Annotated in this window: 16 protein-coding genes; 12 read left to right on the top strand and 4 right to left on the bottom strand. The window is 60.2% G+C overall.

Translation table 11 applies throughout. The features are described 5' to 3' along the window. Positions 1-82: 82 nt before the first annotated feature. The 3 genes from BG455_RS13730 to BG455_RS13720 are packed head-to-tail and all read left to right on the top strand — an operon-like array spanning position 83 to position 1,972. Positions 83-538, top strand: a complete 456-nt coding sequence (locus tag BG455_RS13730) for an Lrp/AsnC family transcriptional regulator (RefSeq protein WP_071470622.1) — start codon at positions 83-85, stop codon at positions 536-538. 40 nt (positions 539-578) lie between these two features. Next, the gene (locus tag BG455_RS13725) at positions 579-917 is read left to right on the top strand and encodes a DUF952 domain-containing protein (RefSeq protein WP_071470540.1); all 339 of its coding nucleotides are present in this window, start codon (positions 579-581) and stop codon (positions 915-917) included. Then, positions 914-1,972 (top strand): quinone-dependent dihydroorotate dehydrogenase, encoded by a 1,059-nt coding sequence (locus tag BG455_RS13720; protein ID WP_071470539.1) that lies wholly within the window; start codon positions 914-916, stop codon positions 1,970-1,972. Before BG455_RS13725 ends, BG455_RS13720 begins: the two co-directional genes overlap by 4 nt. 3 nt (positions 1,973-1,975) lie before the next feature. Here the strand turns inward: BG455_RS13720 and BG455_RS13715 are convergent, their stop codons facing one another. From BG455_RS13715 to BG455_RS13705, 3 genes are read right to left on the bottom strand one after another with little or no spacing between them, the layout of a single operon-like run. Continuing rightward, the gene (locus BG455_RS13715; protein ID WP_071470538.1) at positions 1,976-3,298 is read right to left on the bottom strand and encodes an MATE family efflux transporter; all 1,323 of its coding nucleotides are present in this window, start codon (positions 3,296-3,298) and stop codon (positions 1,976-1,978) included. After that, positions 3,291-3,794 (bottom strand): PaaI family thioesterase, encoded by a 504-nt coding sequence (locus tag BG455_RS13710; RefSeq protein ID WP_071470537.1) that lies wholly within the window; start codon positions 3,792-3,794, stop codon positions 3,291-3,293. Before BG455_RS13710 ends, BG455_RS13715 begins: the two co-directional genes overlap by 8 nt. Then, the gene (locus BG455_RS13705; RefSeq protein WP_071470536.1) at positions 3,791-4,213 is read right to left on the bottom strand and encodes a PaaI family thioesterase; all 423 of its coding nucleotides are present in this window, start codon (positions 4,211-4,213) and stop codon (positions 3,791-3,793) included. The genes BG455_RS13710 and BG455_RS13705 overlap by 4 nt, the downstream gene beginning before the upstream one ends. 130 nt (positions 4,214-4,343) lie before the next feature. Here BG455_RS13705 and BG455_RS13700 point away from each other — a divergent pair, with 130 nt between their 5' ends. The 7 genes from BG455_RS13700 to BG455_RS13670 all read left to right on the top strand — a co-directional run bounded on the left by BG455_RS13700 (position 4,344) and on the right by BG455_RS13670 (position 11,639). After that, complete coding sequence (locus BG455_RS13700; RefSeq protein ID WP_071470535.1) at positions 4,344-4,721, top strand: MerR family transcriptional regulator; 378 nt, start codon at positions 4,344-4,346, stop codon at positions 4,719-4,721. Between the two features lie 123 nt (positions 4,722-4,844). Further along, positions 4,845-5,243 (top strand): MerR family transcriptional regulator, encoded by a 399-nt coding sequence (locus BG455_RS13695; RefSeq protein WP_071470534.1) that lies wholly within the window; start codon positions 4,845-4,847, stop codon positions 5,241-5,243. A gap of 12 nt (positions 5,244-5,255) precedes the next feature. Next, the gene (locus BG455_RS13690; RefSeq protein ID WP_071470533.1) at positions 5,256-7,031 is read left to right on the top strand and encodes an acyl-CoA dehydrogenase C-terminal domain-containing protein; all 1,776 of its coding nucleotides are present in this window, start codon (positions 5,256-5,258) and stop codon (positions 7,029-7,031) included. Between the two features lie 61 nt (positions 7,032-7,092). Continuing rightward, positions 7,093-7,305, top strand: a complete 213-nt coding sequence (locus tag BG455_RS13685) for a hypothetical protein (RefSeq protein WP_071470532.1) — start codon at positions 7,093-7,095, stop codon at positions 7,303-7,305. Positions 7,306-7,574: 269 nt separating this feature from the next. Then, on the top strand, positions 7,575-8,204 hold the full coding sequence (locus BG455_RS13680; RefSeq protein WP_071470531.1) for a glutathione S-transferase family protein: 630 nt from the start codon (positions 7,575-7,577) through the stop codon (positions 8,202-8,204). A 12-nt stretch (positions 8,205-8,216) separates the two neighbouring features. Then, complete coding sequence (locus BG455_RS13675) at positions 8,217-9,428, top strand: acetyl-CoA C-acetyltransferase (protein ID WP_071470530.1); 1,212 nt, start codon at positions 8,217-8,219, stop codon at positions 9,426-9,428. Positions 9,429-9,443: 15 nt separating this feature from the next. Beyond that, positions 9,444-11,639 carry a 3-hydroxyacyl-CoA dehydrogenase NAD-binding domain-containing protein gene (locus tag BG455_RS13670; RefSeq protein ID WP_071470529.1) on the top strand — a complete coding sequence of 732 codons (2,196 nt, stop codon included), beginning with the start codon at positions 9,444-9,446 and terminating at the stop codon, positions 11,637-11,639. Positions 11,640-11,685: 46 nt separating this feature from the next. Here BG455_RS13670 and BG455_RS13665 read toward each other — a convergent pair whose 3' ends face one another. Then, positions 11,686-12,348 carry a Hint domain-containing protein gene (locus BG455_RS13665; protein ID WP_084386414.1) on the bottom strand — a complete coding sequence of 221 codons (663 nt, stop codon included), beginning with the start codon at positions 12,346-12,348 and terminating at the stop codon, positions 11,686-11,688. Positions 12,349-12,648: 300 nt separating this feature from the next. Between BG455_RS13665 and BG455_RS13660 the strand changes: the two genes are divergently transcribed. Then, positions 12,649-14,274: an AMP-binding protein gene (locus tag BG455_RS13660; RefSeq protein WP_071470527.1), complete on the top strand. Its 1,626-nt coding sequence runs from the start codon at positions 12,649-12,651 to the stop codon at positions 14,272-14,274. 63 nt (positions 14,275-14,337) lie between these two features. After that, positions 14,338-15,378 (top strand): hypothetical protein, encoded by a 1,041-nt coding sequence (locus BG455_RS13655; protein ID WP_071470526.1) that lies wholly within the window; start codon positions 14,338-14,340, stop codon positions 15,376-15,378.

Here is a 15,378-nt window from a genome sequence, read left to right as displayed (position 1 = left end):
TTTTCTTGCTAAAAATACTCATCTTCCTGTCCACATGCGCATCCGCCAGCCCGATTGCGCGCCTGCATGCGAAGGGCCCAAAATGATCACTCTGGACGAGACAGACCGCGCCTTGTTGCGCGCAGTGGCGCAAGATGCCAGTCAAAGCGCGGGCGCGCTGGGCCGCCGCTTCGGCCTAAGCCAGCCTGCCGCATGGCGCCGCCTGAAACGCCTGAGGGAAGAAGGCGCCATCGCGCGAGAGCGTCTTGATCTGGATTTGCCGGCTTTGGGCTTTGGCGTGACAGTGTTTCTGGGTATCAGCCTTGCGGCCAAGGGGCGCGTCAGTCTGGCTGATTTTGAACGCGCGGTCTCGGCCATTCCTGAAGTGCAGACTGTGCAGCATGTGCTGGGCCTCTATGATTACCGCCTGCGTGTGGTGGCGCGCGATCTGTCGGATTTCGAGCGTGTCTTGCGCCGCCGGATCATGACACTTCCGGGCGTGGGCGCGGTGGATGCCAATGTGCTGCTCAGCGAAGAACGCCTGCCCGGCCCGTTGTGAGTGATTGACCTTGGCCGCGCCATTGGGCAAGAGACGGGCTATGGTTATTTACAAAATCTTCCGACGTCCTGAATGGAATGAACTGGTCGCCCAAGGCCGGACCCTTGGCGCGCCTGTCGATCTGGCCGATGGCTATATCCATTTCTCGACCGCGCAGCAGGTCATGGAAACCGCCGCCAAGCATTTTGCGGGCGAAAGTGATCTGGTTCTGGTGGCATGTGATGCCGCAACACTGGGGCCGGATCTGAAATGGGAACCCTCGCGCGGGGGGGCGCTGTTCCCGCATCTGTATCGCCCTTTGCAAAAGTCTGATATTGCTTGGGACACGTCGCTGCCCTTGGGCGTATCGGGCCATATTTTTCCGGAAAGTCTGGTATGAGCCTGTTTGAGAAGGTGGGCATGTCCGTTCTGCGCAGCTTCGATCCTGAAACCGCGCATGGTCTGGCCCTGAAAGCGTTGCAAACAGGGCTTGCCCCTGTGCCTGCGCCCGTCCGTTCGCAGCGTTTGCATGTCCATCTTGCCGGGCTGGATTTGCCCAATCCTGTCGGCTTGGCAGCAGGGTTTGACAAGAACGCCCAAGCGCTGGCCGGTCTTGCGCGCGCGGGGTTCGGCTTTGTCGAAGTGGGGGCCGCAACACCGCGTCCGCAGGCGGGCAACCCGCGCCCGCGCCTGTTTCGCCTGCCCGAGGATCGCGCCGTCATCAACCGCTTTGGCTTCAACAATGAAGGGGCCGAGGTTATTGTAAAGCGTCTGGCCGCGCGCCCCGAAGGCATGGTGCTGGGGCTGAATCTTGGGGCCAATAAAGACAGCGCCGACCGCGCGGATGATTTCGCCCAAGTGCTGCGCCTGTGCGGCGCGCATCTGGATTTTGCAACTGTCAATGTCTCGTCCCCCAACACGGAATCCTTGCGCGACTTGCAGGGGGCCGAAGCCCTTGCCGCCCTGTTGCAAGGCGTCATGCAGGCGCGCGGCGAGCTTGCCCGGAAAGTCCCGATATTTCTGAAAATTGCCCCTGATCTGGATGAGGGCGAGATTGGTGAGATTGCGCAGGTGGCGCAGGCGGCTGGTGTGGATGCGATTATCGCCACAAACACCACAATCACCCGCGAAGGTTTGAAAAGTGCAAGTTCTGCAGAAAAAGGCGGGCTTTCCGGCGCGCCTTTGTTCGAAAAGTCCACGCGTGTTCTGGCGCTTCTGTCGCATCTGACCAATGGAAAGATGCCGCTTGTGGGGGTTGGGGGCATTGGTTCTGCTGAACAGGCCTATGCGAAAATCCGCGCAGGGGCCTGCGCGGTGCAGCTCTATTCCGCACTGGTTTATGAGGGGCTTTCACTGGTCGGGCAGATCAATCGCGGGCTGTTAGACCTGCTGGAGCGCGATGGATATGCCAAGATTTCCGACGCCATCGGCACTGACCGCGAAAGGTGGCTGTAAGCCTTAGCCCTCGGCCGCCACGCGCCGCTCCAACCGTGGGTAGAGCGCACCCAGAAATACCCCGCGCAAGACATTCAGCACGATCAGCGCCATCCACAGGCCATGATTGCCGAAAACCGGCACGGCAAGCCAGATGACCAGCGCGTAGATTGCCACAGCCAGAATCACGGTATTGCGCATCTCGCGCGTGCCGGTTGCGCCGATGAAAATACCGTCCAGCATATAGGCGGCCAGCCCAAGCACCGACAGCACCACCACATAGGGCAAGAACACCCGCGCTGCCGCCCTTACATCGGTGTCGGTTGCCATCAGGTCGATCACCCAAGGCCCAAAGCTCCAGAACCCCAGCGCCATGACCAGCGCCGCCCCAAAGGCCCAGAGCGAGGCGCGATAACTTGCGCGCCGCATCAGCGCCACCGACCGCGCGCCCACTGCTTGGCCCACCAGCGCTTCGGCTGCAAAGGCGAAGCCGTCCAGCGCATAGGCCGTGATCATCAGGAATTGCCACAGGATCTGGTTTGCCGCCAATTCCACATCGCCAAACCCGGCCGAGGTGAACAAAAACCCTGTCATCGCCCCTTGCAAGGCAACCGTGCGCAGCATGATGTCGGAATTGACCACCCACATCCGCTTGAGCCGCACACGGTCGAACACCCGCGCCCAGTCGCGCCATTGCGCGCCCGAAAAAGCCGCGCGGCACAGCCACAGCCCCAGCGCCAGCCCTGTCACTTCGGCGATCAGGGTCGCCACCGCGACGCCCTGCACCCCCCAACCCAAGCCCAGCACAAACCACAGGTCCAGCGCAATATTCAGCCCGTTGATCCATAGTTGCAGGATTAGCACCCCGCGCGTGCGCTCGGTCGCAATCAGCCAGCCATTCACGGCATAAAGGGCGATGGTGGCAGGTGCCCCCCAGATGCGAATGCTCAGGTATTGGCGGGCGAGTGCTTCCACTTCGGCGCTGGCAGGGGCAATGCGAAAAGCGGCCTGCGTGATCAGCACTTGCCCCAGCACCATCACAGCGCCTGCCGCCAGCCCGATCATGATGCCGCGCGTCAGTATGGCACCGCTTTCCGCCAGATCGCCCGCGCCCGTGGCCTGCGCCACCAGCCCTGTCGTGCCCATACGCAGAAAGCCGAAAACCCAATAGATCGAGGCCAGAATGATCGCCCCCAACCCCACCGCGCCAATGGGCGCTGCGGCCCCCATCTGGCCCACCACGCCAGTATCTACCGCGCCAAGAATGGGAACAGTCAGATTGGCCAGAACAATGGGAATGGCGATTTTCAGAATGCGCCGGTCAGACAGCGCCTGTGGCTTAGCCATCGCTGCGTTGTGGCATCAGGAAATGGCCTGTCGCCTGCGCAAACAGCCGAGCGCGGTTGTCCTGCCACGCTTCCACATGCACCGACGCATAGCGCCGCCCCGAGCGGTTGACGCGCGCGCGCGCGTAAGCATCGCGCGGCAGGCCGGTGCGCAGATAATCGACTGTGAAATCAATGGTCTTGGGCAGGCGCGGCAGGTTTTCCGCCATGCTTTCAGGCGATAGGCGACCTGTTTCCAACTCATCCCATAGCATGGCCCAGCTCAACTCGATAATTGCTGCCACTTCCAGAAAAGACGCAATCACCCCGCCATGCAACGCAGGCAGCACAGGGTTGCCGATCAGTTTCTCATCATAGGGCAGAACAGCGGTCAGCTCATCGCCATGCCGCTCGAACGCGATGCCCAGAAAGCCTGCATAGGGCACGGCCCCCACCAAAGTGGTCAGGGCCGTGTCGCGGCGGTGTTTGACTTGCTGCACAGGTTCGGGGCGTTTCATGTGCGGCCTTCCTTGCGATCAAAGGTAAAGGCCCCCGCGGCAGTGGCCACAGGGTTGTCCGTATCCTCGTCATGCGCGGTGGCGCGCACAAAGGCCACGCGCCGCGTGACATGGTAGCATTCCGCCCGCGCCGTGATCCGCTGGCCGGGGGTGGCCGCGCGCATATAGTCAATTCGCAGGTCAATCGTCGCCGTGGTCAGCGCGCCGGGATAGGACATGACCGCCGCGCCCCCGCAGGTGTCCATCAGGGCCGAAACCGCGCCGCCATGAATCACCCTTGTCGCCGGATCGCCAACAAAGCGCGCGTCCCATGGCATCGAGATTTGGGCCTGTCCATTGCCAATATCGTCAAGCTGCATGCCAAGCGCGCGGGCAAAGGGCAGGGCGTTTATAAAATCTGTCGGGTTTGACGTGCTCATCTCGGGGCTACCTTGTTGCCAAGCCCCCCCTTTCTGCGCCTGAATGCGCCCGATTTGCAAGGGCGCGTGTCAAAATTGCATCTCCCCCGAAGGCCGCGTAGCATGGCCCTCTAGGCCAAGGGGTGCAGCTATGACGAGTGAGACGCGATTGAGCTTCAAAGAGATGTGCGCGCAATTTGATGTGACGCCGCGCACCTTGCGCTATTACGAATATATCGAGCTGCTTAACCCCGAAAAAGAGGGGCGCAACCGCTTCTACACCCCGCGCGAGGTGGCGCGCATGACGCTGATCATGCGCGGCAGGCGCTTTGGCTTCAGTCTGGAAGAAATCCGCCAATGGCTGGAAATCTACCAGAAAGAGGGCACAGAGCCGCAATTGCGCGCATGGCTGGATATGGCCGACCGCCAGTTGGTGGCCCTGCGCCTTCAGGCCGAGGAATTGCACCAAACCATCCATGATCTGGAAAAGCTGCGCGCTGATGCGGCGAAGCTTTTGCCCGCCCCATAGCAAGACGTCGCGTCATGCGGTTGTGTGACGCAGCGTTTAACTTTACGTTCACGTCAACTTCAGTATACCGATGTTCATGTACCCGCCCACCACAGGTGTGGCGCAGTGTTTCGGAGGTTTGGAATGGAGTTGGAATATAAGAACATCCGCCAGATGTGCGCAGATTTCGGTGTAACCCCCCGTACCTTGCGGTTTTATGAGGCGAAGGAACTGCTGTTCCCCAAGCGCAACGGTCAACACCGGCTGTTCGGCCGCCGCGATCAGGCGCGGTTGAAGCTTATCTTACGCGGCAAGCGCTTTGGCTTCAGCCTCGAAGAATTGCGCCAGCTTCTTGATATGTATGACCGCGATGACAGCGAACTCAAGCAGTTGCGCAAAACCTATGACATTGCCTGCCAAAGACTGGCCGATATGGAGCGCCAGCGCGCCGAACTTGATGAGGCGATTGCCGATCTGAAACAGGAACTCGCCTGGGGTGACGCTGTGCTGCGCAATGCAGACAGCCCCAAGGCCGCTGAATAACGGGAGTCCCCCATGCCAAGCTACACTGCCCCCACCAAAGACCTGCATTTCGTGCTGCATGATCTGTTGCAGATCAGCACATCCGATGTGCCCGGCTATGCCGATCTGGATGCCGATTTTACCTCTGCCATTCTGGAGGAAGCCGCGAAACTCGGGCAAAATGTCATGGCCCCGCTGAACGCAAGCGGCGATGCCGAAGGGTGCCGACTGGAAAACGGCATGGTCTATACGCCAAAGGGGTTCAAACACGCTTTCGATCAGATCAAGGCAGGGGGCTGGAACGGGCTGGACCTGCCCGAAGACTTTGGCGGCCAGAACCTGCCCTATCTGATAGGCTCTGCTGTGGGTGAGATTTTCGTCTCGGCCAATATGGCGCTGAACATGTATCAGGGGCTGACCCATGGCGCGATCTCGGCCATTCTTGCGCATGGATCAGATGCCCAGAAGGCGACATATCTGCCCAAAATGGTGTCTATGGACTGGACCGGCACCATGAACCTGACAGAGCCGCATTGCGGCACAGATCTGGGCCTGATGCGCACCAAGGCCGAACCGCAGGCCGATGGCAGCTACAAGATTACAGGGCAGAAAATCTTTATCTCGGCAGGTGATCACGACATGGCCGAAAACGTGATCCATCTGGTGCTGGCCAAGGCACCGGGCGGGGGCGCGGGGACAAAGGGCATCTCGCTGTTTATCGTGCCCAAATTCCTTGTGGGCGAGGATGGCAGCCTTGGCGCACGCAATGGCGTATCCGTGGGCAGCATTGAAGAGAAAATGGGTATCCATGCCAATGCCACCTGCGTGATGAATTACGACGCGGCGACCGGCTATCTGATCGGTGATCTGCACAAGGGCATGCGCGCCATGTTCACCATGATGAACGAGGCCCGCATCGGTGTGGGCCTGCAAGGCTATGCCCAAGCGGCCGTGGCCTATGATAACGCGCGCGCCTATGCGCTGGACCGCCTTCAGGGGCGCGATGTCACGGGCGCGAAAAACCCCGATGGCCCCGCCGACCCCCTGATCGTGCACCCCGATGTGCGCCGCATGCTGATGGACCAGAAAAGCTTTGTCGAAGGGGCGCGCGCCTTCACACTCTGGGGGGCCAGCCTGATTGACCGCGCCCACCGGATGCAGGACAAGGACGCCGATGGCCTGATCTCGCTGCTGACCCCGGTCATCAAAGGGTTCCTGACTGATAAGGGCTTCGATATGTGCATACAGGCCCAACAGGTTTACGGGGGGCATGGCTATATTGAGGAATGGGGCATGTCCCAGTTTGCCCGCGATGCGCGGATCGCCATGATCTATGAAGGGGCCAATGGCGTGCAGGCGCTGGACCTTGTGGGGCGCAAACTGGCGCAGGACAGCGGCAAACATGTCATGGCGTTTTTCGAGATCGTGAAGACCTTTATCAAGGAAAACGAAAATGATGCGCGGCTGGAAGGTTTCCTTGTGCCCCTCAAAGCTGCGTCCAAGGATCTTCAGGCGGCGGCCATGTTCTTCATGCAGCGGGGTATGAAAGCGCCCAATGACGCGCTGGCAGGCTCGACCGATTTCATGCATCTGTTCGGGCATGTCTGCCTTGGGCTGGTCTGGGCGCGGATGGCAAAGGCGGCCTATGCGGCGCTGGAGAGCTCCACATCTGACCGCGATTTCTATGACGCCAAGATCGCAACAGGGCGCTATTACATGGCACGTCACCTGCCTGCCACGGCACTGCATCTGGCGCGCATCCAAAGCGGGGCGGAAACGGTCATGGCACTGGACGCTGCGCATTTCTAAGTCAACACTGGGGCGCGGCGCATGCCGCCCCCCCTTTGATAGCTGCCAGAGGAAACAGACCATGCCAAAGCGGTTCAGACTGACACGCCGTGTCGCTCTTGCCATGACCGAAGATGGCTACCGCCGCCTGCGCCGCTTCGCACAAGACGCCGGGCTGGATGAGGGCGAGGCGCTCTCTTTCCTGTTCGAGAATTTCGAGTCTGTGACCGATGCCGACAATCTGGGCCACCGCCTGCGGCTGTTCAATTCGGACCTTGAAGACCGGAAGAAATAACCAAATCCGCCTCCGGCGGGAGTATTTGAGGCAAGAAAATGCAACCATGCGCGTACCCCGCCTGACCGGCGGCCCCTCTTGGAAATCATCGTTTCCGGGCGGTCGGCAGGCGGGGCATTTCCTTGCACGGTCATCGGCTCTCCAGCCTGTACCGTGCATTAACCTTAACGCGCGGGGGGTAAGAGAGAATGAAGGATGCAGGCATTTTCTTGCTGAAAATACTCAATTCCCCCGCATGAAGCCGGGTGCCACGTCAGAAGGGATGCGCGATGAAATTGCACTGTTTCGGAGAAAGCGGAAACGCCTATAAGGCGGCTTTGACATTGGAGTTGGCAGGGGTTGCATGGCAGCCGGTCTGGGTGGATTTCTTCGGTGGCGCAACCCGCAGCCCCGAGTTCCGCGCCCTCAACCCGATGGGAGAGGTGCCTGTGCTGGAAGATGAGGGGCTTGTCCTGACCCAATCCGCTGTCATCCAGCTTCATTGTGCCGAGCGGACAGGCCGGTTTCTGGGCGAGAGGGCGCAAGAGCGCCAAGAGGTTCTGCGCTGGCTGTTTTGGGACAATCACAAGTTGTCGGCCCTTGCAGGCTCTACCCGATTTCTGATGAACTTCCTGCCCGAACACAAACGCCCCGATGCTGTGATCGCTTTTCAGCAGGCGCGGCTTGGGGCGAGTTACAAGGTGCTTGACCAACACCTTGGCGCGCGCGACTGGATTGTTGGGGCCGCCCCCAGCCTCGCGGATTTCGCCTGTTGCGGCTATCTGTTTTACCCCGAGCCGTTTGGATTCAACCGCGCTGAATGGCCTGCGATTGACCGCTGGCTGGACCGTATCGAAGGTCTGCCCGGCTGGAAACACCCCTATGACCTGATGCCCGGTTCGCCCGCGGACCGCACCTGAGGAGGAGCAGCAATGCAAGACGCTTATATATTCGACGCCATTCGCACACCGCGTGGCAAGGGCAGGGCCGATGGCAGCCTGCATGAAGTGACATCTGTGCGCCTGTCCGCGCTGATGCTGAACGCACTGAAAGCACGCAACGATCTGGACACGCGCGCGATTGAGGATGTGATCTGGGGCAATGTCACCCAAGTGGGCGAGCAGGGCGGATGCCTTGCGCGCACGGCGGTTATGGCCTCTGACTTTGACGAACAGGTGCCCGGTCTTGCGATCAACCGCTTTTGCGCCTCGGGCATGGAGGCGGTGAATATCGCCGCCAATCAGGTGCGTGGCGGCTCTGGCGCGGCCTATGTCGCAGGCGGGGTCGAGATGATGAGCCGCGTGGCCATGGGGTCTGACGGGGCGGCGGTGGCGGTTGACCCATCCGTTGCGATGGAAGGGCATTTTGTGCCCCAAGGGATTGCCGCCGATATTATTGCAACCGAATATGGCTTTACCCGCGAGATGGCCGATGCACTGGCCGTTGAAAGCCAGCGCCGCGCGGCGCGTGCTTGGGACGAGGGGCGCTTTGTGAACTCGGTCGTGCCGGTCACCGATATCAACGGGTTGACGATTCTGGACCGTGACGAATACCTGCGCCCCGGCACTGACATGCAAAGCCTTGGCGCGCTGAAACCCGCCTTCAAGGATATGGGCGAGGTGATGCCGGGCTTCGATAAAGTCGCGCTGATGAAATACCCGCATCTTGCACAAATCGAACATATCCACCATGCGGGCAATTCTTCCGGCATTGTTGATGGCGCAGCAGGCATGCTGATCGGCAGTAAAGAGTTTGGCGAAAAATATGGTTTAAAACCAAGGGCGCGCATTCGTGCCACCGCCAAGATCGGCACCGACCCCACGATCATGCTGACCGGCCCTGTGCCTGTGACAGAGAAGATCCTGCGCGAGGCAGGCATGCAGATTTCCGACATTGACCTGTTCGAGGTGAATGAGGCTTTTGCCGCAGTTGTCTTGCGCTTCATGCAGGCGTTCAATGTCAGCGATGACCGCGTGAATGTGAATGGTGGAGCCATTGCAATGGGCCATCCGCTGGGTGCGACAGGTGCCATGATCATCGGCACGCTGCTGGACGAGTTGGAGCGCACGGGCAAGGGCACGGGGCTGGCGACACTGTGTGTCGCATCCGGCATGGGGGCCGCAACCCTCATCGAGCGCGTGTAAAAGGGAGCAGGACATATGAGCGATTTTCATTATTCCACAGACGCAGACGGTGTGGCGACGATCACTTGGGACATTCCGAACAAATCGATGAATGTGCTGTCGATGGAGGGGCTGCGCGAACTGGATGCCCATATTGAAACGGCGCTGGGCGATGATGCTGTCAAAGGGGTTATCATCACCTCTGGCAAGGCCGATTTCGCAGGTGGCATGGATTTGAATGTCATAGCCCGCATGAAGGAAATGGCGGGCGACCAGCCGGAAAAGGGCCTGTTCGAGGGGATCATGTCGATGCACCACACCCTGCGCAAGATTGAACGCGCGGGCATGGACCCAAAGACCCTGAAAGGGGGCAAGCCGATTGTTGCAGCGCTGCCCGGCACCGCGCTGGGGATCGGGCTGGAAATTCCGTTGGCCTGTCACCGGATCATCGCGGCGGATAACCCCAAGGCCAAGATTGGCCTGCCAGAGATTCTGGTCGGCATATTCCCCGGTGCAGGCGGCACCACGCGGCTTGCGCGCAAGCTGGGCGCGATGGGTGCGGCCCCCTTCTTGCTGGAGGGCAAACTGTCCGACCCGAAAAAGGCCAAATCGGCCGGGATCATTGACGAGGTTGTTGCAGCTGACGACCTGCTGGCCCGTGCGAAAGCGTGGGTGCTGGGCGCAACAGATGCCGATCTGGTTAAACCGTGGGATGCGAAGGGCTATAAAATGCCCGGCGGCGCGCCCTATCACCCTGCAGGCTTCATGACCTTTGTGGGCGCATCGGCCATGGTGAACGGCAAGACGCAAGGGGCCTATCCGGCGGCCAAGGCGCTTTTGTCGGCGGTCTATGAAGGGGCCTTGGTGCCGTTTGACACCGCGCTGAGGATCGAGGCGCGCTGGTTTGTGCATGTGCTGATGAACCCCACATCCAGCGCCATGATCCGGTCGCTGTTCATTAACAAGCAAGCCTTGGAAAAGGGCGCGAACCGTCCCGATGTGGCAGATGAAACAGTGCGCAAGCTGGGCGTGCTTGGCGCAGGCATGATGGGCGCGGGCATTGCCTATGTCGCGGCCAATGCAGGCATTGAGGTGGTGTTGATAGATGCAGAACTTGCCTCTGCCGAGAAGGGCAAGGCCCATGCCGAAGGGATTCTCGACAAGGGCATGAAGCGGGGCAAACTCAGCGAAGAAAAGAAAGCCGAAGTCTTGGGGCGGATTACGCCGACAACCGATTACGCCGCGTTGCGCGACTGTGATCTGGTGGTCGAGGCTGTGTTTGAAGACCCCAAGGTGAAAGCCGATGTCACCGCACAGGCCGAGGCCGTGTTGGGCGCAGAGGCGATTTTTGCCACCAACACATCAACCCTGCCGATTACCGAACTGGCCAAGGCGTCAAACCGGCCTGAAAACTATATTGGCATCCATTTCTTCAGCCCTGTGGACAAGATGCTGCTGGTTGAGATCATCAAAGGGCGCAAGACAGGCGCGCGGGCCGTTGCCAAGGCGCTGGATTTCGTCCGCCAGATTCGCAAGACGCCGATTGTGGTGAATGACGCGCGGTTTTTCTATGCCAATCGCTGCATTATCCCGTATCTGAATGAGGGGATGCGGATGGTGCGCGAAGGGGTGGCGCCTGCGCTGGTCGAGAATGCGGCGCGGCTGATGGGCATGCCGCTGGGGCCGTTGCAACTGGTCGATGAAACCTCGCTTGATCTGGGGGCCAAGATTGCGCGCGCGACACGCGCCGCGATGGGCGACGATTACCCCGATGGCGATGTCGATGAGGTGGTGTTCTGGATGGTCGGGCAGGGGCGCTTGGGGCGCAAGGCCAAGGCCGGGTTTTACAGCTATGACGACAAGGGCAAACGTCAGGGGCTATGGGAAGGGCTGTCATCGCAGTTTCCCCAAGCAGAGGATCAGCCCGATCTGGTGACAGTTCAGCATCGTTTGATGTTCGCACAGGCGCTGGAAGCCGTGCGCGCACTGGAACAGGGTGTTCTGACCGATATCCGCGAAGGCGATGTGGGCGCGATTCTGGGCTGGGGCTTTGCGCCGTGGTCGGGCGGGCCATTCAGCTGGCTGGACATGCTGGGCGCTGAATTCGCAGCCTCTGTCAGTGACGATCTGGCGGCACGCTTTGGCCCGCGATTCACGACACCGGCCATGCTGCGGCAGATGGCGGATACAGGGCGGGGTTTTTATTCAAAACACGCCGCTGAAGCGGCTTAAAGCGCTCAGGTTTTCCGCGCGGCGCACTGTCGTCGCGCGGGCGGCCTTAGCGGCTTTTTTCCGCCTCGATCAGTTTCAGCAATTGTGCATGGGTCAGGCGCGGATACAGGTTCTGGTCCGACACAACAGTTTCCGCGAAAGGGGAAAAGCACCCTTCGCTTTGGGCCAGCAACAGAACATCCCCGTCTGCCTGCACAATCTGTTCGGCCTTGAAGGTCAGCATATGCAGCGAAATATCTGTCAGGATGGGGTGTTTTGTGATGCCGTTATACCCGTCCAGCAAAATGCTGGGGGTCAGAACGAACGCATTGCCAAACATTTTTTCGGCCAGATCGGATTCAAAAACAACTTCTTGCATGGGCAGAATGTTCATATCTGCCTGATTGCCCAGAACCCCGCGCGGGATGAACATTTGGAACGCTTTTTGCGCAGGAATCTGTGTGCGCCGGATAACCAGAGAGCGGTTTTGCACCACAGGCTGGATGCCGTTGTCAAATGTCAGCACCCGATCTTGCGCGAGCACGCGTTCAATCGGGCACCAGCCGGTATCGGTGGCGACCATTGTGCCAGACAGCAAGCCCACTTCGCGCAGGATGGACCCGCTTGTTGGCAGCGCAGGTTTGGGCTGCCCCGCCTGCTGCGTGGGAACGTTTCTAAATGTATTCAAACGCGCGGACAAAATATCCATGGAGGAGGACAACAGGGACATGCGCTTTCCTTCATTTCAGGCAAAGGTGAATTCACAGTGCAATGAATAGATGACAATGGTTACTTTTTATATAACCCACCACACGCGACCAAATTGGGTCCACAATAAGGTAAGATTATGTCATCCGCGCGCTGGTCTTTGCAGGTGTCGGGCAAGGTATGCAGGCGACAATGGGCCAAAACACGCAAACTTCTGGACTTTTGCGTGACATGCAATTTTATGGGCGGGGCCATGATCTGTGGTCTGCGCAATACGTCGCGTGATGGGGCTGGTTAACGCAAATAGCTTGGGGGGGCGTGCATGGGGTGGCTGGAGACTGAAACAGGACTGGAGAAAACCGCCGCAAACCATGTGGCTTTGACTCCGCTGTCACATTTGCGCCGCGCCGCCGATCTGTTTGCAGCGCGAGAGGCGCTTGTCGATGGCGGCACACGGCGCAGTTATGCCGAATATGCCGCCCGCGTGTCGCGGCTGGCCAGCGCGCTGGCACGGGCAGGTGTGAAGCCCGGCAATGTCGTGGCCACGCTGCTGCCCAATATCGCCCCCCATGCCGAGGCGCATTTTGGCGTGCCTGCCTGCGGGGCAGTGCTGAATGCGATCAACACACGGCTGGATGTGGACACGGTCGCCTATATTCTGGACCATGGCGGGGCGAAGGTCTTGCTGGCCGATGCCGAGTTTCTGGACCTTGCGCGCGCGGCCTGCGCCACGCTGCCCACCCCGCCCTTGCTGATCGAGGTTGCGGATCACGAGGCAGGGTTCACCCCTTCGGGCGATCATACCGAATATGAGGCGTTTCTTGCGTCTGGTGATCCGGATTTTGAATGGGTGATGCCGCAGGATGAATGGGAAAGTCTGGCGCTGAATTACACATCGGGCACAACGGGGCGGCCCAAGGGTGTGGTCTATCACCATCGCGGTGCGTATCTCTCTACCCTGTCGCAGCCGATATCGTGGCGGATGGTTCTGTTCCCGCGTTATCTGACCATTGTGCCCATGTTCCATTGCAACGCATGGTGCCACCCTTGGATGATCCCCGCGCTGGGTGGCACCGTTATCTGCCTGCGCGACATCACGGCAAAGGGCATCTACAAGGCCATCAGCCTTGAAGGGGCCACGCATTTTGGCGGCGCGCCCATCGTGTTGCAGACGATCATCAACGCGCCCGACTCTGATCGGTTGCCTTTCGATCATGTGGTCGAGGTGTTTACCGCAGGCGCGCCCCCGCCCGCCGCCACTCTGGCCGCGATAGAACCCTTGGGCTTCAATGTCACACAGGTTTACGGTTTGACCGAAACTTATGGCCCCGCCACCGAATGCCTGTGGCATGACGGGTTCGAGGGCTTGCGCGGCGATGATCGCGCCGAGGTGAAGGCCCGCACAGGTGTTGCCATGCCCTTTATGGATGGGATCACCGTCATGGACCCTGAAACCATGCAACAGGTGCCACGCGACGGTGCTGCGCTGGGCGAGATCATGCATCGCGGCAATGGTGTGATGAAGGGCTATTACAAGAACCCCGAAGCCACGCGAGACGCGTTTCGCGGGGGCTGGTTCCATTCCGGCGATATCGCGTTCCAGCACGCGGATGGCTATATCAAGATTGCCGACCGCGCCAAGGACATCATCATCTCTGGCGGCGAGAATGTCTCCTCGGTCGAGGTGGAAGGCGTGTTGATGAAACACCCCGCTGTGCGGCTGGCGGCTGTGGTGGCCAAACCGGACGAGAAATGGGGCGAGGTGCCATGTGCCTGTGTCGAAGTGAAAGACGGGATTGACGTGACAGAGGCAGAGTTGATTGCCTTTTGTCGCGCAAAGCTGGCAGGGTTCAAGACCCCCAAACGCGTGGTTTTCATGGATTTGCCCAAGACATCGACCGGGAAAATCCAGAAATTCGAGTTGCGCGGGCAGGTGCGTGATATCTGAACACTGGCCTAGCGAGTCACCTTGGTGTAAGTTCATGCGAAACAACAAGAGCAGGCAAGCGGGATGACCGCGCTCGACCAATATCGCAGACTCGAAGGTCCGGGGTTATGGGCCGCCTCTGGTGCTGACCAGAGGCGCGAAGTCGTGGTCAGTTTCGGTGAAGCGACACTTGTCATCTCTGACAGCCGCAGCATGATTGTGTTAAGTCATTGGTCATTGCCTGCTGTGGTCCGGCTGAACCCCGGCAAGCGCCCTGCACTTTATAGCCCCGAGGGGGACGGGGGCGAGGTTCTGGAGCTGGATGATGACTGGCTGATCGACGCGCTGAAAGTGGTGCAAGCCGCCCTCAGCCCGCCGCGCAGCCTGTTTGCGCGCCTGCGCAAGCCCGTGCTTGGTGCGCTTAGCCTTGCAGTGGTGCTGGCGGCGGCGCTGATTGTGCCGCCCGCGCTTGTCACGCACACGGCCTCTGTGGTGCCGATGGCAAAACGGGTCGAGTTGGCAGACCGGCTGCGCCATGATCTTGTGTTGTCAGGCGCGCGGGTGTGCCAAAGCCCCTATGGTGACCCCGCGATTGCCAGCCTGCAACGCAGGCTGTTCCAGTCGCCGGTGCAGATTGTCGTGATGCGGGGGCTGCCCGTGGACCAACCGCGCGTGCAGCATGTCATGGGGCGGCTGTTCCTTCTGGATGCGCGCTTGCTGGACGAAGCCGAAAGCCCCGAGGCTTTGGCCGGTGCCGTGCTGCTTGCCGCGCAGCGCAACGCCGATGACGACCCGTTGCACCCCTTGTTGCGCCATGCAGGGGTGGTGGCGACCTTCCGGCTGCTGACATCGGCGGATTTGCCAGCATCTGCCACATCAGGCTATGCGCAGGCTTTGTTGCGCGCGCCGCTGGCCGTGCCGGATGCGGCCAGTGTTCTTGAACGGTTCGAGCGCGCGGAACTCTCGACCCGCCCGCTGGTTGACAATCCTTTCATGCTGGACCCTGCGCTGGAACAGATCGCGCCCGCGCTGCGGGCAGGCGATCCTATGGCCGGAGAGCCGCCGCAAACAGCATTGCTGAATGACGGGCAATGGGTCAGCCTGCTGAATATCTGCGACGGGTAA

Source organism: Roseinatronobacter thiooxidans (genome assembly GCF_001870675.1).
Lineage (GTDB): Bacteria > Pseudomonadota > Alphaproteobacteria > Rhodobacterales > Rhodobacteraceae > Roseinatronobacter > Roseinatronobacter thiooxidans.
The sequence above is the reverse complement of the archived record's forward strand: the minus strand, read 5'-3'. Positions and strand labels throughout refer to the sequence as shown.

Bases quoted from the DNA above. Each gene is read 5' to 3' on its own strand.
- BG455_RS13675 (WP_071470530.1), top strand. From the start codon at position 8,217: ATGCAAGACGCTTATATATTCGACGCCATTCGCACACCGCGTGGCAAG.
- BG455_RS13705 (WP_071470536.1), bottom strand. From the start codon at position 4,213: ATGAGCACGTCAAACCCGACAGATTTTATAAACGCCCTGCCCTTTGCC.
- BG455_RS13670 (WP_071470529.1), top strand. From the start codon at position 9,444: ATGAGCGATTTTCATTATTCCACAGACGCAGACGGTGTGGCGACGATC.
- BG455_RS13685 (WP_071470532.1), top strand. From the start codon at position 7,093: ATGCCAAAGCGGTTCAGACTGACACGCCGTGTCGCTCTTGCCATGACC.
- BG455_RS13660 (WP_071470527.1), top strand. From the start codon at position 12,649: ATGGGGTGGCTGGAGACTGAAACAGGACTGGAGAAAACCGCCGCAAAC.
- BG455_RS13730 (WP_071470622.1), top strand. From the start codon at position 83: ATGATCACTCTGGACGAGACAGACCGCGCCTTGTTGCGCGCAGTGGCG.
- BG455_RS13655 (WP_071470526.1), top strand. From the start codon at position 14,338: ATGACCGCGCTCGACCAATATCGCAGACTCGAAGGTCCGGGGTTATGG.
- BG455_RS13690 (WP_071470533.1), top strand. From the start codon at position 5,256: ATGCCAAGCTACACTGCCCCCACCAAAGACCTGCATTTCGTGCTGCAT.
- BG455_RS13725 (WP_071470540.1), top strand. From the start codon at position 579: ATGGTTATTTACAAAATCTTCCGACGTCCTGAATGGAATGAACTGGTC.
- BG455_RS13700 (WP_071470535.1), top strand. From the start codon at position 4,344: ATGACGAGTGAGACGCGATTGAGCTTCAAAGAGATGTGCGCGCAATTT.
- BG455_RS13695 (WP_071470534.1), top strand. From the start codon at position 4,845: ATGGAGTTGGAATATAAGAACATCCGCCAGATGTGCGCAGATTTCGGT.
- BG455_RS13715 (WP_071470538.1), bottom strand. From the start codon at position 3,298: ATGGCTAAGCCACAGGCGCTGTCTGACCGGCGCATTCTGAAAATCGCC.
- BG455_RS13665 (WP_084386414.1), bottom strand. From the start codon at position 12,348: ATGTCCCTGTTGTCCTCCTCCATGGATATTTTGTCCGCGCGTTTGAAT.
- BG455_RS13710 (WP_071470537.1), bottom strand. From the start codon at position 3,794: ATGAAACGCCCCGAACCTGTGCAGCAAGTCAAACACCGCCGCGACACG.
- BG455_RS13720 (WP_071470539.1), top strand. From the start codon at position 914: ATGAGCCTGTTTGAGAAGGTGGGCATGTCCGTTCTGCGCAGCTTCGAT.
- BG455_RS13680 (WP_071470531.1), top strand. From the start codon at position 7,575: ATGAAATTGCACTGTTTCGGAGAAAGCGGAAACGCCTATAAGGCGGCT.